21 protein-coding genes are annotated in these 25,010 nt (G+C 71.2%); 6 read left to right on the top strand and 15 right to left on the bottom strand.

Annotated features, from left to right (window positions below; translation table 11 throughout):
* Window positions 1-31 precede the first annotated feature (31 nt).
* The 5 genes from GA0070607_RS31650 to GA0070607_RS31630 all read right to left on the bottom strand — a co-directional run bounded on the left by GA0070607_RS31650 (window position 32) and on the right by GA0070607_RS31630 (window position 5,278).
* Window positions 32-1,048: a helix-turn-helix transcriptional regulator gene (locus tag GA0070607_RS31650; RefSeq protein ID WP_089021476.1), complete on the bottom strand. Its 1,017-nt coding sequence runs from the start codon at window positions 1,046-1,048 to the stop codon at window positions 32-34.
* 161 nt (window positions 1,049-1,209) lie between these two features.
* A complete protein-coding gene (locus GA0070607_RS31645) occupies window positions 1,210-1,590 on the bottom strand; it encodes a VOC family protein (RefSeq protein ID WP_089021475.1) in 381 nt (126 codons plus the stop codon).
* Between the two features lie 63 nt (window positions 1,591-1,653).
* A complete protein-coding gene (locus GA0070607_RS31640; protein WP_089021474.1) occupies window positions 1,654-2,646 on the bottom strand; it encodes an ROK family protein in 993 nt (330 codons plus the stop codon).
* 4 nt (window positions 2,647-2,650) lie between these two features.
* Entirely contained in the window at window positions 2,651-4,120 is a 1,470-nt protein-coding gene (locus GA0070607_RS31635) for a M81 family metallopeptidase (protein ID WP_089021473.1), read from the bottom strand.
* Window positions 4,121-4,132: 12 nt separating this feature from the next.
* Window positions 4,133-5,278 (bottom strand): ROK family transcriptional regulator, encoded by a 1,146-nt coding sequence (locus GA0070607_RS31630; protein WP_089021472.1) that lies wholly within the window; start codon window positions 5,276-5,278, stop codon window positions 4,133-4,135.
* 290 nt (window positions 5,279-5,568) lie between these two features.
* Here GA0070607_RS31630 and GA0070607_RS31625 point away from each other — a divergent pair, with 290 nt between their 5' ends.
* From GA0070607_RS31625 to GA0070607_RS31605, 5 genes are all read left to right on the top strand, one after another.
* Window positions 5,569-7,374: a peptide ABC transporter substrate-binding protein gene (locus tag GA0070607_RS31625; protein ID WP_089021471.1), complete on the top strand. Its 1,806-nt coding sequence runs from the start codon at window positions 5,569-5,571 to the stop codon at window positions 7,372-7,374.
* Window positions 7,375-7,450: 76 nt separating this feature from the next.
* Window positions 7,451-8,410, top strand: coding sequence for an ABC transporter permease (locus tag GA0070607_RS31620; protein ID WP_089021470.1), 960 nt, complete (start codon window positions 7,451-7,453; stop codon window positions 8,408-8,410).
* Window positions 8,407-9,327, top strand: coding sequence for an ABC transporter permease (locus GA0070607_RS31615; protein ID WP_089021469.1), 921 nt, complete (start codon window positions 8,407-8,409; stop codon window positions 9,325-9,327). Before GA0070607_RS31620 ends, GA0070607_RS31615 begins: the two co-directional genes overlap by 4 nt.
* Before the next feature lie 13 nt (window positions 9,328-9,340).
* On the top strand, window positions 9,341-11,467 hold the full coding sequence (locus GA0070607_RS31610; protein WP_089021468.1) for an ABC transporter ATP-binding protein: 2,127 nt from the start codon (window positions 9,341-9,343) through the stop codon (window positions 11,465-11,467).
* Window positions 11,464-12,171: a copper homeostasis protein CutC gene (locus GA0070607_RS31605; RefSeq protein WP_089021467.1), complete on the top strand. Its 708-nt coding sequence runs from the start codon at window positions 11,464-11,466 to the stop codon at window positions 12,169-12,171. Before GA0070607_RS31610 ends, GA0070607_RS31605 begins: the two co-directional genes overlap by 4 nt.
* A 138-nt stretch (window positions 12,172-12,309) precedes the next feature.
* Here GA0070607_RS31605 and GA0070607_RS31600 read toward each other — a convergent pair whose 3' ends face one another.
* The 8 genes from GA0070607_RS31600 to GA0070607_RS31565 are packed head-to-tail and all read right to left on the bottom strand — an operon-like array spanning window position 12,310 to window position 21,351.
* Window positions 12,310-13,950: a DUF4127 family protein gene (locus GA0070607_RS31600; RefSeq protein ID WP_089021466.1), complete on the bottom strand. Its 1,641-nt coding sequence runs from the start codon at window positions 13,948-13,950 to the stop codon at window positions 12,310-12,312.
* A 2-nt stretch (window positions 13,951-13,952) separates the two neighbouring features.
* Window positions 13,953-14,660, bottom strand: coding sequence for an N-acetylmannosamine-6-phosphate 2-epimerase (locus GA0070607_RS31595; RefSeq protein WP_089021465.1), 708 nt, complete (start codon window positions 14,658-14,660; stop codon window positions 13,953-13,955).
* Window positions 14,657-15,571 (bottom strand): ROK family protein, encoded by a 915-nt coding sequence (locus tag GA0070607_RS31590; protein WP_089021464.1) that lies wholly within the window; start codon window positions 15,569-15,571, stop codon window positions 14,657-14,659. Before GA0070607_RS31590 ends, GA0070607_RS31595 begins: the two co-directional genes overlap by 4 nt.
* The gene (locus tag GA0070607_RS31585) at window positions 15,568-16,410 is read right to left on the bottom strand and encodes a carbohydrate ABC transporter permease (protein ID WP_089021463.1); all 843 of its coding nucleotides are present in this window, start codon (window positions 16,408-16,410) and stop codon (window positions 15,568-15,570) included. The genes GA0070607_RS31590 and GA0070607_RS31585 overlap by 4 nt, the downstream gene beginning before the upstream one ends.
* Window positions 16,400-17,347: a carbohydrate ABC transporter permease gene (locus tag GA0070607_RS31580; RefSeq protein WP_089021462.1), complete on the bottom strand. Its 948-nt coding sequence runs from the start codon at window positions 17,345-17,347 to the stop codon at window positions 16,400-16,402. Before GA0070607_RS31580 ends, GA0070607_RS31585 begins: the two co-directional genes overlap by 11 nt.
* An 11-nt stretch (window positions 17,348-17,358) precedes the next feature.
* Window positions 17,359-18,642 (bottom strand): ABC transporter substrate-binding protein, encoded by a 1,284-nt coding sequence (locus GA0070607_RS31575; RefSeq protein ID WP_089021461.1) that lies wholly within the window; start codon window positions 18,640-18,642, stop codon window positions 17,359-17,361.
* A 27-nt stretch (window positions 18,643-18,669) separates the two neighbouring features.
* Complete coding sequence (locus GA0070607_RS31570; protein ID WP_197701203.1) at window positions 18,670-20,274, bottom strand: FAD-dependent oxidoreductase; 1,605 nt, start codon at window positions 20,272-20,274, stop codon at window positions 18,670-18,672.
* A 30-nt stretch (window positions 20,275-20,304) separates the two neighbouring features.
* Window positions 20,305-21,351 (bottom strand): LacI family DNA-binding transcriptional regulator, encoded by a 1,047-nt coding sequence (locus GA0070607_RS31565; RefSeq protein ID WP_089021460.1) that lies wholly within the window; start codon window positions 21,349-21,351, stop codon window positions 20,305-20,307.
* Window positions 21,352-21,716: 365 nt separating this feature from the next.
* Here GA0070607_RS31565 and GA0070607_RS31560 point away from each other — a divergent pair, with 365 nt between their 5' ends.
* On the top strand, window positions 21,717-23,072 hold the full coding sequence (locus GA0070607_RS31560) for a glycoside hydrolase family protein (RefSeq protein ID WP_197701202.1): 1,356 nt from the start codon (window positions 21,717-21,719) through the stop codon (window positions 23,070-23,072).
* Window positions 23,073-23,133: 61 nt separating this feature from the next.
* On the opposite strand, the gene GA0070607_RS31555 is transcribed toward GA0070607_RS31560, so the two are convergent.
* Window positions 23,134-24,384 (bottom strand): NAD(P)/FAD-dependent oxidoreductase, encoded by a 1,251-nt coding sequence (locus GA0070607_RS31555; RefSeq protein ID WP_089021459.1) that lies wholly within the window; start codon window positions 24,382-24,384, stop codon window positions 23,134-23,136.
* A gap of 28 nt (window positions 24,385-24,412) precedes the next feature.
* Window positions 24,413-25,009 (bottom strand): GTP cyclohydrolase I FolE, encoded by a 597-nt coding sequence (gene folE, locus GA0070607_RS31550; RefSeq protein ID WP_089021458.1) that lies wholly within the window; start codon window positions 25,007-25,009, stop codon window positions 24,413-24,415.
* Window position 25,010 lies beyond the last annotated feature (1 nt).

The raw sequence follows: 25,010 nt of genomic DNA, 5'->3' as shown, positions 1-25,010 counted from the left end.
GGCGCTTCGTCGCGTTCAGGACAGTGCCTCGTCAATTCCCCACCGGGCCCTTGAGCCACCCCCGCTCCGCCGCCAGCAGCGCGATCTGGAACCGGGTCCGGGCGCCGAGCAGGGAACCCGCCTCGCTGACATGTTTCTGCACCGTACGGCGGCTCACCTGGAGCACGCGGGCGATCGCCTCGTCCTTCATCCCGGTCGCCAACATGTGCAGGATCTCCCGTGTTCGCCCGTCCGGCCCTTCAGTCGCCGGGCCGCCCTTCGAAGCCGGCCCGTCATGTCGGCTCGCCAGCGACACCGGCTCGGCGCGCTCCCACACGCTCTCGAACAGCGCCACCAGCGCCACCACCAGCGCGGGGGAGTGCACCACCAAGGAACCCGCCGCCGGGCGGTCCCCGCGCACCGGCAGCAGAGCCGCCGCCCGGTCGAACACCACCAACTTCACCGGCAGCCGTGCCGCCAGCCGCAGTTCCCCGCCCTGATCCGTCCCGCGCAGCGCCGTCGTGAGCGACACCGCGTCGGTGAAGCCCTCCGTCTCGTACACCGACCGCATCCGCACCCCGGGCGCCACGCCCGACTCCCCGACGGACGGCTGCGCGGCCGTCACATACGGCGGCTTGGCCAGATGCAGTACCTCGAACGAACTCCCCTTCAGCAGCTGACCGTAGCGCCCCGGCACCTCGTCCTGGCGCTCCAGCACCTCGACCAGGTGCGCAGCGCGCGGCCCGGACACCGCCTCGTACACCTCGTGAAGCCGCTCCACGATGCCGTCAACACGGGCCAGTTCGGCCCGCCGTCGGGCCAGCAGGGCGCTGAGCGATGACCGTGGTGGGCCGGCCGCCCATCGCGGTGTCGTGCCGTCGATCTGCAGCGCCAGTGCGGAGTCCGCCAGGTGGCGCAGTGCTCGTTCCGCCTCCGCCGAGGACACCCCGACAGCGGACGCCACCTCGGTGGCATCCGCCGACGGCACGGCTACCAGATGCTCCAACACCCGTCCGGCCAGTGGATCCAGACCGGTTACCGCCCACAGGCTGCCTGCGGTTCCGTCCATACGTTCTGACACTCCTGTGGTCTGACTCGTTCCGCCGCGGCGGACACCACCGGTGTGGTGGTCAGGCCGCCAGGGCGGCCTCGTTGTCGGCGGGACCGCGGTGGCCCGGGCTGCCGTGCAGCCGGTGCAAGTTCTACCAGCCGTAACAGCCAGGGCTGAGTTCAGTTCACGGGCGGCGCCCAGGTGGGGCGTCTGATCAGGCAGAACGGGTGGCCGGCCGGATCGGCGTACACGTGCTCGCCGGGCAACCGCCGCGCACCCAGCGCGAGCACCGCCTCGCCTGCCGCGGCCTGATCGTCAACCATCACGTCGAGGTGCATCTGCTGCGGCACCGCCGGCTCTGGCCACGTCGGCCGCGTCAGGTCGGGGGCGCGCTGAAACGCCAGCCCGGACGCCGACGTGCTGGCCGACACGACGGCGAAGTCCTCGTCCGCGTACGTGATCGGGTCGCCGAGGACCGCGCTCCAGAAACGCGCCTCGACCGTCGGATCCGGGCAGTCGACGATCAGATGGTGGAGCCGACCGATCGGCACAGCGGTCACCTCCTTCGTGGTCGGGCCCCGGCCCGCACGGTCAGTATGGCCGCCCGCGCCGGACGGGCATCGTCAAGGTGTCGAGGCCACTGCACCCTCGTCGTGGTCGTGGTCACCGAGGGCCGGTGCGCCCCAGCCGTCGGGAACGGACAGGCCGGCGAGCCGTCGGGCCAGGATGGCGGCGCCGATCTGCGCGGCCTGCGGACCGAAGGCGGAGCGCAGCACCGGGGGCGGTGTCCGCCAGGCGAGGGCCGCACGCAGGGCGTCGCGTACCGGGTCGAAGAACAGCGCGCCCGCGTCCGCCAGCCCGCCGCCGAGAACGATGCGGGCCGGGTCGAGGGTCAGGGTGAGGGTGGCCAGGGCGATCCCCAGCGCCTGGGTCGCGTCGTTCCAGACGGCGGCGGCGACCGGGTCGGTGCCCACCGCGTCGGCGATGGCTCGGCTGTCGGCGTCCGGGTTTCCGCCGAGTCGGGCGTAGCGGCGAGCCAGCCCGCCGGCGGAGGCGTAGACCTCCAGGCATCCCCGCTGCCCGCAACTGCACGGCTCGCCGCCGGGATGGACCGGCATGTGGCCGACCTCGCCGGCCGAGCCGGTCGCGCCCGGCACCGGCTCGCCGTGCACCACTACCGCCGCGGCGATGCCGGTGCCCAGCGGCAGCAGCAGGAAGTTGTCCAGCCCACGGGCCGCCCCGGCCGCCGCCTCGGCGACGCCGGCCGCCCGCGCGTCGTGCCCGACCGCCACCGGGAGCCCGAGGTCGTCCCCGACCAGGGCGCGCAGCGGCACGTTCCGGAACCGGAGATTGGCGGCGTACCGCACCACCCCGTTCCTCTCGTCGACGATGCCCGGCGTGACCACGCCGATCGCGGCGGGTGTGGTGCCGAGATCGAGCGCGTCGTCGCGCAGTTGCCGGCACAGGGACCGGACGGCCTTGACCGGGTCGTCGTCCGCTTGCGACGGCACGGTCAGCTGGTGCCGGAGCCGGCCGTCCTCGCCGACAACGGCCCCCTTGATGGTCGTTCCGCCGACGTCGACGGCGAGGACGCACTGGCCTTCGGGCTGGGTCACGCGATCACCCGGTCACCACGGCGAGGTCCGCGGTGAAGTCGCGGTCCAGGGGAAACACCGGTCGCACCACGTTCTGGTACGGCAGTCGTGCGAGGTCCTGGTCTACGCCGCCCGGCGTCAGGGCGAGGAGCCAGTCTCCGGCCGCGTCGAACAGTTCGGGTTCGAGATAACCGATCTTCACCACGACGAGGTCCATCTCGTCGACCTTGATGCCCAGCCGTGCGTAGGAGTCCAGGAGGCGGTACTGCATCCGGCGGGAGGTGACGAGGACGCTGAGCCCGCCGACGCGTACGCTGACGCACCGCCCGCCGTCGGGATCGTCGGCGACCGCCTCCAGGGTGCCGTCGAGCGAGAGCGGCCCTGGGTCCCGGGAGTCGATCCGCCCCCCGACGGTCACCCGGACCGGGGAGCCGAGCGGCTGGTCGGCGATCTGTGCCGCGGCCTGCGGGTCGACCAGCGAGGCGAACACGGCACGACGGGAGCCGTCGCGGATCTCGGGACGGGCCAGCATCCGTTCGGGGGCGAAGGTGACGTCGTCGGCGCCGCCTGCGCCCGGGTTGTCGCCGGAGTCGCTGATGAAGAACGGTCGCCGGGCCGGATCGGCGACCGCGGCCAGGGCGGTGTCGAGGCACTCGTCCATCGAGCCGGTGGGGGCGACGAAGGCGAACTCGTCGCGGGCCGCCCAGAAGTGCCCGCCGAGTTCGCGGGCCGCCTCGGTGGTGGCGGCGGCGTTGGTGCCGGTGACGACGACCGCGCCGCGGCAGCGCGGCTGGTCGGCCCAGGCGAACCCGATCCAGATCGCCGCGTCGACGACGCCGTCCCGGGCCTCGACCTCACCGATCCGCGCGTAGAGGCCCCGGGCCGGCTCCTCGCGGGTGCTGGTCATCTCGCCCGGCAGCAGGATCGGCACGTGGACCAGCGCCTTGTGCGGGCGCTGCTGCCGGCGCAGCGCCTCGACCAGGTTCCGGGCGGCGCGCTCACGGGTTTCCCACACGTCGACGTGCGGGGCCGTGCGGTAGCAGGTGAGCAGGTCGCAGGCGTCGAAGAGCACCTGCGAGACGTTGCCGTGCAGGTCCATCGCGGCGGAGACGAACGGCTCCGGCCCGATCACCGACCGGATGGCGGTGACGAGTTCGCCCTCCGCGTCGTCGCTTCCGACGACGGTCATCGCGCCGTGGATGTCCAGCAGCATGCCGTCCAGGGGGCCGGCGGCGGCCAGCTTCTCCACCAGCTCGGTGGCCCAGACCTCGTACGTCGCCGGGTCCACCGCTCCGCCGGGCAGGGCCCGGGCGTGCACGAGCGGGATCCACTCGACGTCGGCGGCCCAGGGCTGGGCGGGGGAGAGCCAGTCGTATCGGGCCAGCAGCGCGTCGCCCCGGGTGACCTCGAAGTCGTCGGCGGTGCTCAGGTGCGGCGAGAAGGTGCTGGACTCGATGTGGATGCCGCCGATGGCGACGCGGAGGGGACGGGACACGGGTGTTGCTCCTCAGGAGGGTCGTACGTCGGTCGTCGTGCGCAGCAGGTGCCCGAGGCCGACCAGGGCCGCATCCGGGCCCGCGACGCTGGCTTGGATGGTCAGGGACTGGGTCACGGACGGAAGGCAGCGCTCGTAGAGCATCCCCCGGGTCGCGGCCACGTAGACGTCGAGGCTGGACAGTGCGCCGCCGATGACGACGGCGTCGGGGTTGAGGAAGTTGACCAGGCCGGAGAGGGCGACGCCGAGCAGCCGGCCGGCGTGGCGCACCATGGTCACCACTGTCGGGTCGGCGTCGCTGACGGCTGCCATGATCTCCCGGATCGTGGTCGCCGACGAGCCCTGCTCGGCCAACTGGCGGGCCAGGGCGGCGCCGCTGGCCACGGTCTCCAGGCAGCCCCGGCTGCCGCAGGAGCACTCCCGCTCGCCGCTGTCCGCCACGCGGACGTGGGTGACGTCGCCGCTGAGGCCGCGACCGCCGCGGTAGATCTGACCGCCGCTGACCAGGCAGGCGCCGATACCGGTGCCGGCCTTGACGTAGATCATGTCGCCGACCTCGTCTCGCCGGGTGACGTACTCGCCGATCGCCGCCGCCTTCGCGTCGTTGTCGACGACCACCGGCACCGGGAAGCGCTCGGCGAGGCGGGCGCTCGCGTCGACACCGCTCCAGCCGGGCATCCGGGCCGGGCCGATCAGCCGCCCGCCGGGGAATTCGACCGGACCCGGCAGGGCCACGCCGACCCCGAGCAACTCCTGGCCGGGCGCGGTCGCGGCCTGGAGTCGGTCGACCGTCGCACCGACGACCTCGAACACCTGCGCCGGCCCGGCGGCGATGTCGATCGCCACCTCCTCAGTGGTGCGCAGCCCTCCGTCGGGCGCGCACAACCCCACCCGGGCGTGCCGGCCGCCCAGCTCCGCGACGGCGAGGATCCCCTTGGTCTCCCGCAGGCGCAGGATCCGGGGGCGTCGTCCCCCGGTGGACCGGCCCACCCCCTCCTCGAGGATGACGCCCTCCTCCAGCAGCCGGCGTACCACGCTCGTGACCGTCGAGGGGGCGACCTGCAACGCCTCGATGAGGTCGGCGCGCGAGGTGACCGTCCCGCTGGCCAGCAGGCTCAGGGTCTGGTCTCGCAGCGTGGCGGAGATCGATGGTTCCAAGGGGGTGCCTCTCCTTGTTCGGGCGGTCCTCCGGCGCCGCCTCAGTGTCGCAGTGCCCGGGAGGGTGCGCTCCGGAGCCCACGCGAAGAGTATCGGTCCATGCTTCGCCGACTTCGACCGTACCCTAGCGGAAGTCAGCGAATAAAGAGGGTAAGTTTCGTTGACTCTCGACTTCGACCCGGATACATTCTCCGCGTCGAACGTCGAGGAGCAGCACCAGGCGGCCGAACGTGTGGCACCGCCGGTAGCGCCCGGAGACGCGGGGCAGTGCACATCAATCGAGGAGATTCATGAGGAGCAGATTTCCCCGGCGAGCCCTCCGCGGCGCGATGGCGGTAGCCAGCGCGGTCGCCCTCGGGGCGGGTCTGGTCGCCTGCGGCGCTGGCAGCGGTTCATCGAAGGAGGGCGGGAGTCAGGGCAAGGACACGGTGACCGTCGCCTTCCGTACCCCCAACTGGATCCTGCCGATCTCGGCGCCCGGCTTCACCCAGGGCGAGAACGCGATCTTCGGCCAGGCGCTGTACCGGTCCCTCTACCAGTACAAGCTGGACGGCTCGGCGCAGTACAACATCGACCCGCAGCGCTCGATGGCCGAGGCGCCGGTGGTGAGTGACGGCGGCAGGACGCTGACCATCACGCTGAAGGACAACACCTGGTCCGACGGCAAGCCCGTCACCACCAGGGACATCCAGTTCTGGTACGACCTGGTCAGCGCGAACAAGGACAAGTGGGCGTCCTACCGGGCCGGCGGCCTCCCGGACAACATCGCGCAGTGGTCGGTCAAGGACGACAAGACCTTCTCGATCACCACCACCAAGGTCTTCAACACCGCGTGGTTCGTCGACAACCAGCTCAACAAGATCACCCCGATGCCGCAGCACGCCTGGGACAAGGATTCCGCCACCGCGACGGTGAGCGACCTGGCCAGCACCCCGGCGGGCGCGAAGAAGGTCTTCGACTTCCTCACCGCGGCCGCCAAGGACCCCAAGACCTACGACTCCAACGAGCTGTGGAAGGTCACCAGCGGCCCGTGGAAGCTGACGAAGTACGTGCCGAGCGGCGAGGTCACCCTCGCGGCCCAGCCGAACTACTCCGGTGTGGACAAGCCGAAGCTCGCCAAGGTCGTCCTTCGTCCGTTCACCGGCGACGACGCCGAGTTCAACGTGCTGCGCGCCGGTGACATCGACTACGGATACGTGCCCGCGGCCAACCTGTCCCAGGAGGGCTACCTCAAGTCCAAGGGCTACACGGTCTCTCCGTGGTACGGCTGGTCCGTCACCTACCTCCAGCTGAACTTCAACAACCCGAAGACCGGTGTGCTGTTCAAGCAGCCGTACCTGCGGCAGTCGCTGCAGATGCTCATCGACCAGCCGACGATCAGCAAGGTGGTCTGGTCCGGCACGGCCGCGCCGACCTGCGGCCCGGTGCCGGTCAAGCCGGGCACCAACGGCACCGACGCCGCCGGCTGCGTGTACTCCTTCGATCCGGCCAAGGCGAAGGAACTGCTGGAGAGCCACGGCTGGAAGGTGACCCCGGACGGGCAGACCACCTGCCAGACGCCGGGCACCGGGCCGAACCAGTGCGGCGACGGCATCGCCGCCGGCACGGCGCTGAACCTCACAGTGACCAGCCAGACCGGTTTCGCGGCCACGACCAAGACGTTCGCCGAGATCAAGTCGCAGATGTCGAAGCTGGGCATCCAGCTGACCATCAAGGAGGTGCCCGACTCGGTCGCGGTCACCCCGGCCTGCAAGCCGGCGGACGCCACCTGCTCGTGGGACATGTCCTTCTTCGGCTCGCAGGGCAGCTGGTACTACCCGGCCTTCGCCAGCGGCGAACGGCTCTTCGCCACCGGCGCCCCGGTGAACCTGGGCAGCTACAGCAACCCGGAGGCCGACAAGCTCATCGAAGCCACGCAGTTCTCCGGCGACGAGAGCACGCTCAAGGCGTACAACGACTTCCTCGCCAAGGACCTGCCGGTGCTCTGGATGCCGAACCCGGTGTTCCAGGTCTCGGCCTACCGGTCCGGTCTGCAGGGGGTCGAGCCGCAGGACCCGATGAACTTCATGTACTTCCAGGACTGGTCCTGGAAGTGACCGACCACTGATCGACCCGGCCCCGGCGGCGCCCACCGCGCCGCCGGGCCCCGACCAGGGAGGAGGCACGGCCCAGGTGGTCCGGTACCTCATCACGCGCTTGGGTCAGGCCCTCGTCGTCGTCGTGCTCGTCACGGTGATCGCGTTCCTCATCCTGCACCTGCTGCCCGGCGGCGCGGCACGCGCCACCCTCGGCAAGGAGGCGACGCTGCAGCAGTTGGCGGCGTTCAACCACGACATGGGCTACGACCGGCCCTGGATCCAGCAGTACGGCATGTACGTGCACCGTCTGCTGCGCGGCGATCTGGGCTACTCGTACCAGCTCAACCAGTCGGTAGTCGAGGCGATCACCCAGCGGCTGCCGAAGACCATGGTGCTGTCGCTGTTGTCGACAGTGCTCGCCATCGTCCTGGCGATCCCGCTCGGGGTGATCCAGGCCGTACGCCGCAACCGCTGGCCCGACTACGCCATCACCTCGCTGTCGCTGCTGGCGTACGCCACGCCCATCTTCTTCATGGGCCTCATGATGATCATCTTATTCTCGCAGATCTGGCCGATCCTGCCGCCCGAGGCCCCGCAGGGGTTCACCGTGGCGGAGGTGCTCGCCGATCCGGCCGGGCTGGTCCTGCCCACGATCACCCTCGCCATCGTCACCATCGCGGTCTACTCGCGGTACGTCCGCTCCGCCATGGTCGACAACCTCAACGAGAACTACGTCCGCACGGCCCGCAGCAAGGGCCTCTCCGAGCGGCGGGTGGTGCTGCGGCACACGTTGCGCAACGGGCTGTTCCCGGTCATCGCGCTGCTCGGGATGTACCTGCCAGCGCTGTTCAGCGGGGCGCTGGTCGTCGAGTCGCTGTTCAACTTCCCCGGCATGGGACAGCTGTTCTGGCAGGCGGCGCTCAAGCGTGACTTCCCGATCCTGCTCGGGGTCACCGTCATCATCTCGATCGCGACGGTGGTCGGCGCGCTCGTCGCCGACCTGCTCTACGCCGCCGTCGATCCCCGGGTCCGACTCCAGCGGAGCGCGTCATGACCACACCCTCCGAGGCGGTCGGCCCAGGTGCCGCCCCCGACCAGCCGGCCGACGCCGAGGCGCCGGTGCGCGGCCTCTGGCGGCAGGGTCTGGCCGTCTTCTGCGAGAACCGGCTCGCCCTGGTGGGCCTGGGCCTGTTCGTCCTGCTGGCCGCGATCTGCTTCCTCGGTCCGGTCTTCTACCACACCGACCAGGTGCACACGGATCTCACCGCCGTCCACCTGGGCCCCGGTGAGCAGGGACATCCGCTCGGCACCGACGGGGTCGGCTACGACCAGTTGGGGCGGCTCATGCTCGGCGGGCAGACCTCGATCATCGTCGGGCTCGCCGCCGGGATCCTCGCCACCGCAGTGGGCACGATCTGGGGCGCCGTCGCCGGGTTCGCCGGCGGCTGGGTGGACTCGGCGATGATGCGGGTCGTCGACGCGATGATGTCGATCCCGTCGCTGTTCCTCTTCATGCTGCTCGCCGCCATCGTCACACCGAGCGTGTCCATGCTCATCGTCATCATCGGCGCCTTCGCCTGGCTGGGACCGGCCCGGCTGGTCCGGGGTGACGCACTGACCCTGCGCTCCCGCGAGTACGTCCAGGCCATGCGGGGGATGGGCGGCACCGGCGGCCGGGCCGTGCGGCGGCACATCGTGCCGAACGCCATCGGGACAGTGATCGTCAACGCGACCTTCCAGGTCGCCGACGCGATCCTCTACGTCGCGTACCTGTCCTTCCTCGGCCTCGGCGTCCCCCCGCCGGCGGCGAACTGGGGCGGGATGCTCTCCGACGGCCTGGCGGACACCTACAGCGGCCACTGGTGGCTGCTGTACCCGCCCGGCATCGCCATCATCCTCATCGTCCTCGCCTTCAACTTCATCGGCGACGGTCTGAGGGACGCCTTCGAGGTCCGCCTCCGGCGACGCTGAGCAGGAGCAGAAAATGAGCGAATCGACTGTCCGACACGCCCCGGCGGCCGGCGGGCCGGCAGCGGTCCAGCCCCTGCTGGAACTGCGCGATCTCGACACCGACATCGCGCTGCGCCGCGGTACGGTGCACGCCCTGGACGGGGTAAGTCTCCAGGTCATGCCGGGGGAGACCCTCGGCGTCGTGGGGGAGTCGGGCAGCGGCAAGACCATGACCGCGCTGTCGATCATGGGCTTGCTGCCGCCCGGCGGCCAGGTGTCCGGGGGACAGATCCTCTTCGAGGGCCGGGATCTGCGATCGCTGCCGGCCGACGACGTACGCCGGATCCGTGGGGTCCGGATGGGCATGGTCTTCCAGGACCCGCTCACCTCCCTCAATCCGACCATGCGGATCGGCGTCCAGGTCGGCGAACCGCTGCGGGTGCACGAGCGGGTCGGCCGGGCGGAGGCCCGGGAGCGGACCATCGAGATCCTGCGCCGGGTCGGTATGCCGCGCCCGGAGCGGATTGTCGACAACTACCCGCACGAGCTGTCCGGCGGGATGCGGCAACGGGTTGCCATCGCGATGGCACTGATCTGCTCCCCCCGCCTGCTCATCGCCGACGAGCCGACCACGGCGCTCGACGTCACCACCCAACGGCAGATCCTCGAACTCATCGACGACCTGCGGGAAGAGTTCGGGATGGCCGTCATCCTGGTGACCCACGACCTCGGGGTGATCGCCGGCCGCGCCGACCGGGTCGCCGTCATGTACGCCGGACGGGTTGTCGAGACCGCAGCGACCGGAGAGCTGTTCCGCTCGCCGCGGCACCGATACACGGAGGCCCTGATGGAGGCGCTTCCCGAGTCGGCGATCCGGGAGTTCGGTGAACACGCCCGGCTCTACAGCATCCCGGGCCTGCCGCCGGACCTGTCCCGGCCCCTGACCGGCTGCCGCTTCGCGCCACGCTGCCGGCACGTCACCAACGAGTGCCTGACCAGCGAGGTGACCCTGTCGGCCGGCGCGCACCAGCACGCCTGTCTGCACCCCGTGCCGGCGGGGCCCGCCGCGCCGGTGAGCCTGCCCGCCCCGGCACGGGTCGAGCCGGTGCCGGAGCCGGCGGACGCGGCCGCCGCACCCGGTGAGCCGGCGGCCGAGCCCGTCCTGTCGGTGCGGGACCTGGTCAAGAACTACGCGGCGCACGGCCGTGGGCTGCTGCGCCGGACCGCCGGACAGGTGAGCGCCGTAGCGGGCGTGTCGTTCGACGTCGGCCCGGGCGAGACCTTCGGGCTGGTCGGCGAGTCCGGCTGCGGCAAGTCCACAGTGGGCCGGCTCGCCGTCGGACTGGAGCAGGCGACCGCCGGGCAGATCATGCTGGACGGCACAGACATCGCAGGCCTGGCCGGACGGGAGCGCCGCCGGATGCACCGGCAGGTCCAACTGATGTTCCAGGACAGCTACGCCGCGATGAACCCGCGGATGCGCGTCGACGCCATCCTCGCCGAACCCCTCGAGATCCAGAAGGTGGGCGGCCCGGCGGCGCGGCGGGCGCGGATCGCGACGCTGCTCGACCAGGTCGGGCTGTCGCGGCGCGTCCTGGAGCGCTACCCGCACGAGTTCTCCGGCGGTCAGCTGCAGCGCATCGGGCTGGCCCGCTCGCTGGCCCTGCAACCCCGGCTGATCGTCGGCGACGAGCCGGTGAGCGCGCTGGACGTGTCCATCCAGGCGCAGGTCCTCAACCTCATGCGGGACCTGCAGCGCGAGCTCGGCCTGGCGTACGTCTTCATCAGCCACGACCTGTCCGTCGTCGATTACATGGCCGACCGGATCGGCGTCATGTACCTCGGCAAGCTCGTCGAGGTCGGGCCCGCGCGGGACGTGGTCCGAGCCGCCCGGCATCCGTACACGCAGGCGCTCATCGACGCCGTTCCCTCCGTCACGCCGAACGCCGAGACCGCGCGCGAAGGGGTGACCATCCGCGGCGAGCTGCCGAGCGCGCTCAACCCGCCCACCGGGTGCCGGTTCCGGACCCGTTGCCCCCTGGCCCAGGACGTCTGCGAGACCGAGCCGCCGCTGGTCGGCGACACGCACCAGGTGGCGTGCCACTTCCCGCTGCGTCCGGAGTCGACCGCGGCGTCCGCTCGGGCCGGGGCGGCCACATGACCACGGTCGAGATCTGCGTGAGCGACGTGCCGACTGCGCTGGTGGCCGAGGCGGCCGGAGCCGACCGCCTGGAGCTGTGCGCCGACCTCGGCCAGGGCGGCACCACTCCGAGCCTGGGGACGGTCGGGGTCGCGCTGCGGACCTTGCGCCGGGTGGGCGTACGGGTAATGGTCCGTCCCCGTGGCGGTGATTTCCGGGTGAACGGGATCGAGGAGCAGGTCATGCTCGCCGACATCGAGGCCATCCGCGGCCTGCCCAATCCGCACGGTCTCGCGGTCGGGGTGGTGGTCGGCGCCCTCACCGCCGCGGGCGGCCTCGACCTGGCCGTGCTGCGGCGCCTGATCGAGGCTGCGGGACCGCTGCCGGTGACGGTGCACAAGGCCTTCGACGAGGTCGGCGACCAGCTGGGGGCGATCGAGGAACTCATCGACCTCGGGGCCGACGCGGTGCTCACCTCGGGTGGGGCGCCGAGCGCGCTGGCCGGTGCCCCACGGATCGCCGCGCTGCGGCATCGGGCCGGCGACCGGTTGCGGGTCATCGCCGGCGGCGGCATCCGGTCGCACAACGTCCGGCAGGTGCTCGCGGAGACCTGCGCGCGGGAGGTGCACCTGCGGGCACCGGTGCGGCGCGACGGGCGCGAGGCCACGGACGGCGACGAGGTACGCCGGGTCCTCGCCGCCACACGGGCTTCCGCGCCCTCCTGAGCACACGGCACGGGGGACGGCGACGGACCCGAACCGCCCGCACCACCAGGCGCGCCAGCACCGCGAGCGCGCGGGCTGATGACGGCACCGGACCGGTCGCGCCGGCGGGGTCAACCCCCGGCGCGACCGGCCGTCCGGTCAGGACAGTCGCAGCCGGGGCTCCAGGATCACCTCGAAGAGCCGGTCCCACGGCAGCTCGACACGCGCCGACTCGAAGCGAGCCAGGGTCGCCATGAAGGTCTTCGCGCCTCGCCGGCCCAGCACGAGGCGGTGCCCGGCGAAGTGGTCGGTGAAGTAGCGCTCGGTCAGCGGCACCAGCCGTTCGCGCACCCAGCCGTCGAAGTAGCTCTTCTGCTCGGGGGTGAGGGCGAGCGGGTCCCAGCCCTGCGCCCGTGCGTGCGCGTACGCCTCGACCTGCACGATGTTCTTCCACGGGTCGTCCTTGACGAACCGGTAGAGCAGGTACTCGGCGTGCGCCTGGCCGGGCCCGCGCAGGTCGGGCACGCCGAACCCACTGCCGGAGGAGCGCAGGTACGCCCACCGGGCGGTGCCGTGCCCGAGCGCCAGGCCGAGGGCGTTGCCGCCGGTGTTCCACCCCGAGTACGACAGCAGCGCCGCGAGATCCAGGCGGCTCTCCATCCGCGCGACCAGTTCGTGGTCCGCCTTGTTCACGATGAGCGGGTCCACCACGATGACCGGGGTGCCGGCGGCCAGCAGCTCGCCGATCCGTCCGACGAAGGCGTCCAGGTCAGCGGCCCGCTGCCCGGGTGCCGACGAGGGGGTGTTCACGGCGAGGACGATGTCCGCGTCGCCGCTGACGACCCGTCCCCCCACGGCGGCCACGTGCCGGCGGACGTTCTCCGCGAACGCGATGCCCTCCAGTTGGGCGGTCCAGTCCTCGCCCGAGACGCCGGCGTACTCCACCCGGTAGGTGGGCGCCGTGCCGGCCGCGATCACCCGCGCGACCAGCAACGCGTCGACCTCGTCAGCACCGGGGAAGATTTCCACCCGGTCGCTGACGCCGAGCTGGGCGACAAGCGCCTCCAGTTCCACCCGCTCCGCTCGGGCCAGCCCCACCGGCGCGGTGTCGTCCTCGGACAGCACGAGGTGGCTGATGGTGCCGTCGGCGACCCACTCGACCATCAGCCGGTTGACCTGGTGGTTGCGGGCCCGCGCGGCGAGATAGTCCTCGACGACCTGATCGGGGATCTGCGCCCGCACGGCGTCGAGCTGGGCCCGCAGCTCCTCCTGCCCGAGGTTCACCACCTGGTCGTAGAGCTTCGCCCAGGTGACCAGCAGGTCGCGGTACTTGTCCAGCTCCGTGCCCGTGCTGGTGATGGCGAGGCGCTGGATGGTGTCGTGCACCTCGATCACCGCCCCCGGGCGGGTCGCGCGGAGGTTACGGATGGCGGCCAGGTTCTCCAGCGCGGCGGCCAGGGTCGGGGCGGCGGTGCGTGAGGCGATCAGGCCGCCGTAGGCGAGCATGCTGACCGAGATCACGTACCCGTCGACGCCGTCGGTGGTGCCGAGCCACCGGGCGATGGCGGCCCCGTCGCCGGGGGTGAAGAAGCGGCCCAGCATGTCGCGCGGCGGCAACCGCACCTGGGCGCCGGCGCTCGCCGCGGTCATCTGCGGGGCGTAGGTGTTGACCGGCCGATCGTCCAAGGGCACCAGCGCCACGCTCAACTGCCGCCGGGCGGGCCCGGCGAGGGCGGGTCGGCCGATGGCCACGGTGGCCAGCCCGGCCATGCCGGTGGCCAGGAGGGTACGTCGTCTCATGCTCACTCCCTGTTCGTTGGGGCGCTCGTCGCGCGGGGGGTGGCCGGCACGAGCCGGCGGGTGATCCACAGCGGCGAGGTGACGGCGTTGCCCATCACCACCGCGTGCGCACCGGCCTCGAAGGCCCGGCCGATCTGTTCGGTGGTGCGGTACCGCCCTTCGGCGATCACCGGCACGGACAGCAGTGCGACGAGTCGCGCCACGAGCCCGAGGTCGGGCCCGTCAGTCGGTGGGCTGGCCGGGGTGTAGCCGGACAGTGTGGTGGCGACGGCATCCGCGCCGGCCTCGACGGCGGCGACACCCTCGGTCGTGGTGGAGACGTCGGCCAGGATCAGTGCGTCGGTCCGTTCGCGGATCACGCGTACCGTGTCGGCGAAGAGGCGTCCGTCCGGTCGCGGGCGGTCGGTGGCGTCGATCGCCACGATGTCCGCCCCGGCCAGCGCCACCTCGAGCGCGTGGGCCGCGGTCGGGGTGATGAAGACGTCCTCGGTGCCGTGCTTGTACAGCCCGATCACCGGAACGTCGACCGTGGCGCGTACTTCTCTGACGTCGTCCGGTCCGTTGACCCGGACCGCGACCGCGCCCCCGCGTACCACCGCGGCCGCCACCCGGGCCTGGACGTACGGGTCACGCATCGGGTCGTCAGGGTCGTCGGGCAGCGGTTGGCAGGAGACCACCAGCCCGCCGGCCAGGTCGTCGAGCACACTCACCCGTTGGTCCTTTCGATGTCGCGTCCGTCCATGGCCAGTCGGGCCGCGCCGACCACTACGGCGTCAGCGCCCAACGTGGCGGGCAGCAGCGGAACGCCGGCCCAGCCCGCCGGCAACTCGGCCGCGTAGGCGGCCGACGCGGCGGGCAGCAGGGCCCCGGCCGCGCCGCCGGCCACCAGGACGGCGTCCGGATCGAGCAGGGCCACCAACCCCGCCAGGGCCGCGCCGAGGGCGGCTCCGGCGCGGTCCACGACCCCTCGGGCGACCACGTCGCCGGCCGCCGCCCGATCCGCCACGGTCCGGCCGGTGACCCGGGTGCCGGTCTCGAGGAGGTACGCGGCGGCCAGCCCGCTGCCCGAGGCGATCGCCTCCAGATGCCCGTACCGGCCGCACCCGCAGCGCAGCCGTTCGGCGCCCGGGGCCGGCAGATGCCCGACCTCGCCGGTGGCGCCACGGGCACCGGCCTCGACGCGGCCGTTCCGGACGACCGCTCCGCCCAGCCCCGTGCCGACGGCCACCAGCAGCACATGAGCGCGGTCCCGCCCCGCGCCCGCCCAGCACTCGCCCAGCGCGGCGGCGTTCACGTCGTTGGTGACCCGCACGGGTCGACCCAGCCGGGCGGCCAGCGCGTCGGCGACCGGGGTGTCGGTCCAGCCGGGCAGGCTGTCGGTGGCGTACCGGATGCCGCCGGTTGCGGGGTCGACGGTGCCGGCGGTGCCCACCCCCACCGGCCCGGCGGCCACGCCGAGCAGGTCGGTGGCCAGTCGGGCGGCGGCGTCCAGCACGGCCGTGGGCCCGGACCGGGCGGGCGTGGGCACCTCGCGGCGCTGCAGCACCTGCCCGCCCCGGTCGACCAGCGCGGCGGCCGTCTTCGTGCCGCCGATGTCGATGCCGACCGCCGGTGTCGTCATCCCTTGAGGCCGGTGTGCGCGAGGCCCTCGACGAACTGCTTCTGCGCGATGACGAAGACCACCAGGACAGGCAGCGCGGTCATTGACGCCGCGGCCATCTGGACGTCCCACATGGGACCGCCGTAGGCGTCGACGAACTGGGTGAGCGCCTGGGGCAGGGTGAACTTCTCCGGAGAGGAGAGGAACACGATCGGTTCCAGGTAGAGGTTCCAGCTGTGCAGGAAGGTGAAGATGGCCACCGCGCCCAGCGCCGGCCGCGACAGCGGCAGGGCGATCCGCCAGAAGGTGGCGAGGCGGCCCAGCCCGTCGACCCGGGCGGCCTCCTCCAGCTCACCGGGGAGGCTGATGAAGAACTGCCGCATGATGAACGTCGCCAGGACGCTCGGCGCGCCGAAGATCGGCACCAGGATCAGCGGCCAGTGGGTGTTGACCAGACCGAGTTTGAAGAACATCTGGAACAGCGGCACGATCGTCACCTCGCTGGGAATGAGCAGGCCCGCGAGGACGACCAGGAACAACACGTTCTGGCCACGGAACCGGATGCGCGCGAAGGCGTATCCGGCCAGCGCCGACACGGCCATGGTGCCGACCGTGACGACCAGCGCGATGTAGAGGCTGTTCAGGTACTGCTGCCCGAACGGCTGCAACTCGAACACCCGCTGGTAGGCGTCGAACCGCGGGTTGGTCGGCAGGAGCTTCGGCGGGAAGGCGAAGATGTCCGCCACCGGCTTCAGCGACGAGGTGACCATCCACCAGGTCGGGAAGACGAACGGGATCGCCAGGACCAGCAGCACCCCGTAGAGCACCAGCTTGGTCCGTCGGGACAGGTCACGATTCATGGAAGACCCACCTCTTGCGCATCTGCCACTGCAGCACGGTGAGGGCGAGCACGATGACGAACAGCAGGATCGACAGCGTGGCTCCGTAGCCGAAGTGATGGAACTGGAAGGCCTGCTGGTACAGGTAGTAGACGAGCACGGTCGTCGACGTGCCGGGTCCGCCCTGGGTGAGCACCGCGATCTGCGCGAAGACCTGCAGCGACCCGACCACGGTGATGATCGAGGTCAGCAGGATCGTCGGGCTGATCAGCGGTACGGTGATCCGCCAGAACTGGCGCATCCGGCTCGCCCCGTCCACCTCCGCGGCCTCGTACAGTTCGGCCGGCACACCCTGCAGGGCGGCCAGGAACAGCACCATGTTCAGGCCGACGTTCTTGAACACCTGCACGACGATCACGGACACCATCGCGGTGCCCTCGCCGCGCAGCCAGTTCGGCCCGTGCACGCCGACGGTGTCGAGCAGCCCGTTGATCCCGCCGTTGTCCTGAAGCAGGAAGCCCCAGACGATGGTCCAGGCGACCAGCGAGACCACCACGGGGGAGAAGAACAGCGTGCGGAACAGGATCGTGCCCCGCAGCCTCTGGTTGAGCAGGACGGCCAGCAGCAGGGCCAGGCCGAGGTTGACCACTACCAGGCCGATCGAGAACAGCCCGGTGGCGCGCAGTACCGCGCCGAGGTTGGGATCATCGGCGAGAGCTTTGTAGTTGTCGGTGCCCACGAATTCGAAGGTCCCGGCGAGCACGTTCCACTCGTGCAGGCTGTACCAGAGCACGAGGATCAGCGGCAGGATCACGAAGACGACGCTGCCGAGCAGTTGCGGGGCGATGAACGCATAACCGGCGAGTTGGTCCCGGCGGCGGCTGGTCCAGAACGGCCGGGCCGGGCCCGGGGCGGGCCCGGCAGCAGCCGAGCCCACCCTGGTGTCCGTCTGGGTCATGATCGTTGGCCTTACTTCGCCAGCAGCGGCTGGATCTTGGCGCAGACGCCGTCGAGTACGGCCTTGACGTCCGCGTTCGGCTGCCACAGCGGGTCGAGGCCGGCGCGGACCTGCTGGCTCAGCTCGGCCTGTCCGGAGTGGCTGGGCTTGACCACGCCGCTGGTGATGCCGTCGATGACGACCTTCTGCAGCTGCTCCGGCTTGAGCTGCGGGTTCGTCTTGGCGAGGGTCTCGGCGGTCAGCTGCGACTGGCGGGGCGGCGGGAAGAACTGGGCGAGCTTCGCCGAGTTCGTGGGGTTGGTGAGGAAGGCCAGGAAGTCGGCTGCCTGCTTGGCGTGCGGGCTCTTCTTCATCACCCCGACGCCGGCCTGGCCGACCACCGCGTAGTTCCCCTTCGGCCCGGCGGGCAGCGGCACCAGGTCCCACCCGAAGCCGCCGTCCTTGAGCAGCGAGGCGCGGGAGATCTGGGTGATCGTCATGGCCGAGTCACCGGCGAAGAAGTCGGCTGTCGTGCCCGGGCCGGGCAGCGCCTTCTGGATGAAGGTGGCCTTGTGCAGGGTGGTCATCGCGTCGACCATCTCCGGGCTGTTGAAGCCGCAGGTCTTGCCGTCCTCGCTCCATGCCTGGGCTCCCCACCCGGTCCAGAAGGTGGACAGGTTGTCCCAGCCCTTGTAGTCGAAGTCCCGAATGACCAGGCCGGCCTTGCCGGACTTGACCGCCGTCGCCGCGGCGGTGGCCAGGGCGTTGTCCCAGGTCCACTGACCGGCCGCGATCAGCTCGGCCGGGGTCTTCTGCCCGGCCTTCTTGAGCATGTCGGTGTTGACGAAGACCCCGAACGGCGAGGTGGAGAAGGGGTACGCATACAGCTTCCCCTCGTTCTGCCAGAGCTTGAGGGTGGCAGGGGAGATGTCCTCGTACTGGTAACCCTCAGCCTTCTTGAGCGTGTCGTCGAGGGGCAGCAGCGCGCCCGAGGCGACGAAGTCCGGGGCGGAGTTCTCGAACACCCACGCGAGGTCGGGCGCGTTCCCGCCCGCGATCTGCGTGGTCAGGGTCGTGGTGTAGGTGTCGAACGGCAGCGGGTCGAACTTGATCTCGGCCACGTCCGGGTGGCTCTTGCGGTACTCCTCAGCGATCTCGTTGAACAGCTTGAGGTGCGCCTCGTTCGCCGACCAGACGGTCATCCGCAGCTTCGCCGGGCCGCTGTCGGCGGCCTCGCCACCGCCGCCGCAGGCGGTCAGGGCGAGCACGCCGGCCAGTGCCACGGCGACGCCGCGCAGTGCCTTTCCTGCTCTCACAATCTTCTCCTCACCGGGGGTGTGTGTTCAGTAGCCCGCGATCCGCGGCCAGCGCTGTTCCACGCCGGCCGCGGTGAGGCGGTCCTGGAAATCGGCCAGCAGACGGGGGGTGTTGCGGACCGCACGCGGGGACTCGCCCCGCGCCAGACAGAAGTCGGCGAGCAGGCCGGCGACCTCGCCGACGTTCCACTCGACCGGGTGCAGCCGGTAGCTGCCGTTGGTGACGTGGGTGGTGCCGATGTTCTTGCCGGCCGGCAGCAGGTTCTCCATCCGCCGCGGGATCAGCGCGCCGAGCGGGATCTCGAACGGGCAGGAGCCGACGTCGATGTAGTTGTCGCCGCCGGTCGACGGGTGCAGGTCGATCCGGTACATGCCCACGCCCACCGCGTCCGGGTAGCTGACCGCGCCGCGGTCGCCCCGGACCGCCAGGGACAGGTCCTGCTCGGCCACTGTGTACTCGGCCCGGATCCGGCGGGACTCGCGGATGTACGGGGCCTGGGCCAGGCCGTCCGAGCTGCCGGTCACGTCGCCGCGCAACCGCAGCCCCGGGAAGCCGGTGCCGCCGTCCGGCCGGGGCGCCTCCGTCTGCAGCCAGTAGAGCACCGAGTACGACAGCTCGCGGGCCTTGGCCAGGTGCCACGACGCGTTCGGCACGTCGATGACCGGACCCTCGAAGTAATCGATCATCGGCCAGTTCACCAGCGTGATGTCGCTGCCGTACGCGCCGTCGGTGAAGTTGCGCCGCGCGGCGATACGCCGAAACGTCCACAGGTTGCCGTCACCGGGGTTGACGCGTTGATCGGCGTTGACGCTCAGCGGGTCGTCGTCCGGATTGGGGGTGAAGCTGCGCTCGACGATCTCCAGCGTGCGCGGGTGCGGTGACTTCCAGGACAGCAGCCGGTCACCCCAGAAGTCGGGCTTGTAGTCGCGCCAGAAGTCGTACCCCGCGGGGCGGTCGATGGTGTGGTCGCCGTCGACGTGGTCGAGGGCGAAGCAGACGGACACCGCCTGCATGTTCATCGGCTGCGCCTCGGCCGGGGCGCTCGGCTCACCGGTCTCCGCCTGCGACTCGAACCCGGTGACGTACTCGGTGCCCGTCAGCGGAAGCAACTCGCCGGTCTCGGTGGCGTCCAGGATGTACGGCGCGACCACGTCGATCCGCTCGTCCCGGTCGCGGTGCGCCAGCGTCACGCCGGTCACCCGGTCCCCGTCGGTCTCCGCGGCGACCGGCCGGTACGGCTGCAGCACCCGCAGCCGGCCCGAACCGAGGTACGGGGCGAGCATCTGTTCGAGGACGGCCACGGCCACCCGCGGCTCGTGGCAGAGCCGGCTCACCCAACCCGCACCGGGGTTGAGGTCGGTCCAGGCCCGGGACCGTTCGGTCAACGGGTAGTGGCGACGGTAGTAGTCGCGGATGCCGTTGCGCAGCGCCCGGTAGCTGGCGGTGGCGCCGAACTGCTCGATCCAGGAGTGTTCGTCCGGCGGGACGGCCTGGCTGGTGAGCTGCCCGCCGAGCCAGTCGAACTCCTCGGTCAGGATGACGGACCGGCCGGCCCGGGCCGCGGCGAGCGCCGCGGCGACGCCGCCCAGTCCGCCCCCGACGACGAGGACGTCCGTACGCAGAAGTACCACGTGCTTCCTTCCAGTTGCGCGGCCGACCGCTCAGCGTCGGTCGACCGCCCGATCAGGGGTGCCGAGGGTGATGCCCTCGACGAGTTCGCAGGCGAGAAGTCGCTGTTGGAGGCCGGCCGCGCTGCCGTCGATGACTCCCGTCAACACCTCGACCGACTGGCGGCCCATCTCCTCGCGGGGGATGCGGAACCCGGTGAACGCGATGTCGGTGGGGACCGGGACCGTCGGGTCGCCGAGGGTCACGATCGACAGGTCGCCGGGCACGGTCAGGCCGCGCCGACGGGCGGCCGCCTCCAGCGCGACCGCCGTGGCGAAGTCCTCCACGAGGACGACGGTGGTCCCGTCGGCCATCAGGGTGTCGACTGTCGTGTCGGCCTCCCCGGCCAGCGCCGACATCTGCCCGGCGCTCTCCGCGGTGGTCGCGGCGGCGCGGAAGCCACGGAGGCGGTCTTCGGAGGATTCGGCGGTGGTGCCCATGCTCACGTAGGTCAGGCGGCGGTGACCGCGCCGCAACGCCACCTCGACGAGCCGGGCCACCGCCGAGGCGTAGTCGGCGCCGACGTAGGGGACCGGTCCGCCGGCGTCGTTGCGGCGCCCGACGGCGACGTACGGATATCCGTCGCGGTTGAGCCGGTGCAGCTCCGCGCCGTCGATCTCACGCCCGAGCAGGATGCATCCGTCGGCCAGACGCAGCCGGTTGTCCTGGTGGAAGATGCGTCGCCGGCCGTCCAGCACCGGCGCGCTGGTGAACAGCAGCAGGTCGCAGCCGACCCGCTCGGCGTACTCCTCGATACCGAGCAGGAACGGGTGGAAGAAGTCCCGGCTGCCGCTGGGGAAGGCGGGCTCGTACGTGAAGACGCCGATGATCCGGTTGAACCGCGAGGCGAGGCGGCGGGCCACAGGGTCGGCGGCATACCCGGTCTCGGCGATGACCCGCAACACCCGGTCCCGGGTCTCCGGGGCGATGCGGACCTCGGCGTCGGTCCGATTGTTGAGCACCAGCGAGACCGTCGCCTGACTGACACCGGCCATCCGCGCGATGTCACGCTGGGTGACGCGTCTGGGGGGAGCGGTCACGTCGGGTCCTTCCGGTGCTGCTAATGCGTATTAGCGCTCGGTGTTGGGAAGGAGCTTGGCGCGTGGACAGGCGTGTGTCAAGGGGTTGGCCGCAACATTTCGGCGCGATGAACCCGCTGGAGTAATGCGCATTAGCGGTCGGGGTCCCCGGCACGTTGGTGTGTGGATCGGGTGGATCAGCCGGGTGTCGAACAGTCTCTTGACAGAGACGCCGCTGGGCGCGCAACATTCGAGAAACATAGATGCTAATACGTATTAGCACGGCGGTGCCAGGGGCGCCCGCCGATCGATGCCCCCTGCCTCCTTACTGAGCGTTACTGCCCGCCGCTCGTGCCGCCGATCCGACCGACCAAAGAGGAAGCCGCATGACGAGACCATCCGCCCCGTCCCGACGCGCTGTCCTGGCGGCCGCCAGTGCCGGCCTGCTCGTCGCCGCCATGGCCGGCGCGCGGCCAGCAGCCGCCGCACCCGAGCTCGACTTCCCGCAGTTCACCTACCAGGGCACGGCGTTCGACAAGGGCGCGCTCGCCTACAACCCGACGAACGAGTTCATCTTCCCGAGCGTCATCCGGGCCGCCGACTACTTCCCCAACCCGCTCGGCACCTACTACCTGTACTACGCGCCGCACGAGCGTCCCGGCGGGATCGCCCTCGCGTACGCCGACTCGATCAACGGTCCGTGGACCGAATACGCCGCCAACCCCCTGATCAGCAACACCTGGCTGCCGCACTACGCGACGGTCAGCCACATCTCCTCGCCGCACGCCGTGTGGATCGAGGACGAGGGCAAGCTCTTCCTCTACTTCCACGGCGAGAACTCCATCACCCGGTACGCGACCTCCGACGACGGCATCCACTTCAGCTACGGCGGCACCGCGGTCAGCCGGAATGACACGACCGGTGGCGAGACCTCCTATGCCCGGGTGTTCGAGCAGTCCGTGCCCCGCCTGGGCACCCGGTACCTGATGCTCTTCATGGACAACCCGACCGCGGCACTGCCCGGACCGACCGGGCCCGTGTCCCGGCGGATCCGCTGGGCGGTCTCCAACGATGCGCGGACCTGGACCATGCAACCCGAACCCATCGTGACCCCCCAGGGCATCGAGGGCCCGAACGCCTCCGGACCGTTCTTCCTGCGCTGGAACGACCGCAACCTGGTGATCTACCACGCCGCCGACGGCAACATGCACGCGGTGGACGTCGGGCAGGACTTCGACCAGGAGATCCACCTCGGCATCGTGCACGACTCGATGTCCGCCGCGCCCGACCTCGGCCGCTCGGCCGCGCCGACGTTCTACTTCGACGGGCAGACCGCGCACATGTACTACGAAGCCGGCGGCCGGCTCACCGCGACCATCGGACACGCCACCGCCACCCTGGCGAACCCGCTACCGGTACGGCAGCTCGATTGTGTGGCGGACCGACCGGTCCTGTGGCCGCCGAACCACGAGCTGGTCGACGTCAACGTCACAGTGGACCTGCACGACGGGGTGCTCGGTCCGAACGCGTTCACCCTGACCGGCGTGACCGGCGGCGACGCCGCGGACGTCAGCGGCTTCGCCATCGGCACACCGGACACGCGTGGCAGCCTTCGGGCCGAACGAGCCGGGAACGCGGGGGAGCGGGTGTACCACCTCACGTATGCCGGCCACGACGAGATCGGACGCCCGGTTGGCTGCACCGTGACCGTCACCGTCCCGCACGACCAGGGCACCAACTAGTCACGTCGGAACCGGCCGGCACCGGTGGGTGGCGGCCGGCCCCGACGAGGCGTGACGCCGGCTACCCGATCTGAGCCGCCGGCGGCGGAAGCAGCTCGTCGAGCGGCACGGCCGGGTCGGCCAGTCTTTCGAGGTCGACCGGCTGGGCCGCCGCGACGAGCCGCCGGATCGACGGAACGACGTCCCACACGTTGACGTTCATGCCGGCGAGCACCCGCCCGCCGGTGGTCCAGAAGGCGATGAACTCGCGCTTGGCGACGTCGCCCCGGACGACGACCCGGTCGAACGCCTCGGGCGGGGCGTGTCCGACGTACTCCATTCCCAGGTCGTACTGGTCTGTGTAGAAGTAGGGCAGGTCGTCGTAGCTGACAGGCTGTCCCAGCATGGCGCGAGCCACCGCGGCACCGCCGTGGAGTGCGTTGGCCCAGTGCTCGACGCGCAGGCGCCGGCGCAGCACGGGATGGTAGGCGTTGGCGACGTCACCGGCGGCGTAGATCTCCGGGTCGGCGGTGCGCAGGGACGCGTCGACGACGATTCCGTTCTCGACGGTGAGGCCCGCCGCCGTCGCCAGCTCGGTGTTCGGCTGTACGCCCACGGCGACCACCATGGCGTCGGCGGGCACCTCGGTTCCGTCGGCGAGCAGGACCGACGAGACCCGATCGGTGCCGCGGATCTCGCGAACCTCGGCGCCGAAGTGGATGGTGACGCCGTGGTCCCGGTGCAGGTTGGCGAAAACCTGGGCGATCTCGTCACCCAGCACGCGGCGCAACGGCAGCGCGGCGGTTTCGACGATGTCGACGGTGGCACCGCGCTGCCGGGCGGCGGCGGCGACCTCCAGGCCGATCCACCCCGCTCCGATGATCACGATGTGTGCGCCGTCGACAAGCGTCGCGGCGATTCGACGGCTGTCGGCGAGGGTGCGCAGCCGCAGCACCCCGTCCAGGTCGACGCCGGGTGCCGCGAGGTCGCGGGGTCTGGAGCCGGTGGCGAGCAGCAGCTTGTCGTAGCGGATCCGCTGGCCGTCGGCGAGCTGGACCTCCCCGTCGGCGCGATCGACGGCGACGGCGCGCACGGCGGTGCGCAGGTCGACGTCGTGCTCCGCGTACCACAGTGCGTCGTGCACGTACACGCTGTCGGGTTCGGCTGCGCCGGTCAGCAGGCCCTTGGACAGTGGTGGCCGCTCGTACGGTCGCTCGGGCTCGTCGCCGATCACGACGAGCCCGCCGTCGAAGCCCTCCTCCCGCAGCGTCTGCGCGGCCCGCGCGCCGGCGAGCCCGCCTCCCACGATCACGAACGTGCCGGTCTTCGACATCGGTCCAGCTCCTTTCGAGGTGCGTCGATCAGCGGGGGCCGACCCCGGCCAGGGTGAAGAACTCGGCGCGCGAGCGGTGGTCGTCGCGCAGGGTGCCGAGCAGGGTGGAGGTGATGGTGCTGCTGCCCACGGCCTGGACGCCGCGCAACGTCATGCACAGGTGTTCGGCTTCGATGACCACGCCGACCCCGCGTGGGCGCAGTTGGCTGATCAGCCAGTCGGCGATCTGTTTGGTGAGGCGTTCCTGGACCTGCGGGCCGTGGGCGAACAGTTCGACGACCCGGGCCAGTTTGGACAGTCCCAGGATGCGTTCGCCGGGCAGGTAACCGACGTGCGCGACGCCGACGAACGGCAGCAGGTGGTGTTCGCAGACCGACCGGATCGGGATGGCCCGGGCCAGCACCAGCTCGTCGTAGCCTTCGTCGTTGTCGAAGGTGGTCGGCTGGAACTCGCGCGGAGTGAGCAGCTCGGCGTAGGCGCGGGCCATCCGGCCCGGGGTGTCGGCGAGCCCATTGGCGGACAGGTCGACGCCGAGCGCGGTCAGGAACTCCGCCGCCGCCCGTTCGGCGGCGGCCGGGTCGCGGCGGGGACGCTCATGCTGCACCCGGAGGGCGGTGACACTCACC

This window comes from Micromonospora coriariae, from assembly GCF_900091455.1.
GTDB lineage: Bacteria > Actinomycetota > Actinomycetes > Mycobacteriales > Micromonosporaceae > Micromonospora > Micromonospora coriariae.
Note: the sequence above shows the minus strand (reverse complement) of the source record. Positions and strands in the feature narration are given on the sequence as shown.

Bases quoted from the DNA above. Each gene is read 5' to 3' on its own strand.
- GA0070607_RS31650 (WP_089021476.1), bottom strand. From the start codon at position 1,048: ATGGACGGAACCGCAGGCAGCCTGTGGGCGGTAACCGGTCTGGATCCA.
- GA0070607_RS31625 (WP_089021471.1), top strand. From the start codon at position 5,569: ATGAGGAGCAGATTTCCCCGGCGAGCCCTCCGCGGCGCGATGGCGGTA.
- GA0070607_RS31615 (WP_089021469.1), top strand. From the start codon at position 8,407: ATGACCACACCCTCCGAGGCGGTCGGCCCAGGTGCCGCCCCCGACCAG.
- GA0070607_RS31610 (WP_089021468.1), top strand. From the start codon at position 9,341: ATGAGCGAATCGACTGTCCGACACGCCCCGGCGGCCGGCGGGCCGGCA.
- GA0070607_RS31605 (WP_089021467.1), top strand. From the start codon at position 11,464: ATGACCACGGTCGAGATCTGCGTGAGCGACGTGCCGACTGCGCTGGTG.
- GA0070607_RS31600 (WP_089021466.1), bottom strand. From the start codon at position 13,950: ATGAGACGACGTACCCTCCTGGCCACCGGCATGGCCGGGCTGGCCACC.
- GA0070607_RS31590 (WP_089021464.1), bottom strand. From the start codon at position 15,571: ATGACGACACCGGCGGTCGGCATCGACATCGGCGGCACGAAGACGGCC.
- GA0070607_RS31585 (WP_089021463.1), bottom strand. From the start codon at position 16,410: ATGAATCGTGACCTGTCCCGACGGACCAAGCTGGTGCTCTACGGGGTG.
- GA0070607_RS31580 (WP_089021462.1), bottom strand. From the start codon at position 17,347: ATGACCCAGACGGACACCAGGGTGGGCTCGGCTGCTGCCGGGCCCGCC.
- GA0070607_RS31560 (WP_197701202.1), top strand. From the start codon at position 21,717: ATGACGAGACCATCCGCCCCGTCCCGACGCGCTGTCCTGGCGGCCGCC.
- GA0070607_RS31555 (WP_089021459.1), bottom strand. From the start codon at position 24,384: ATGTCGAAGACCGGCACGTTCGTGATCGTGGGAGGCGGGCTCGCCGGC.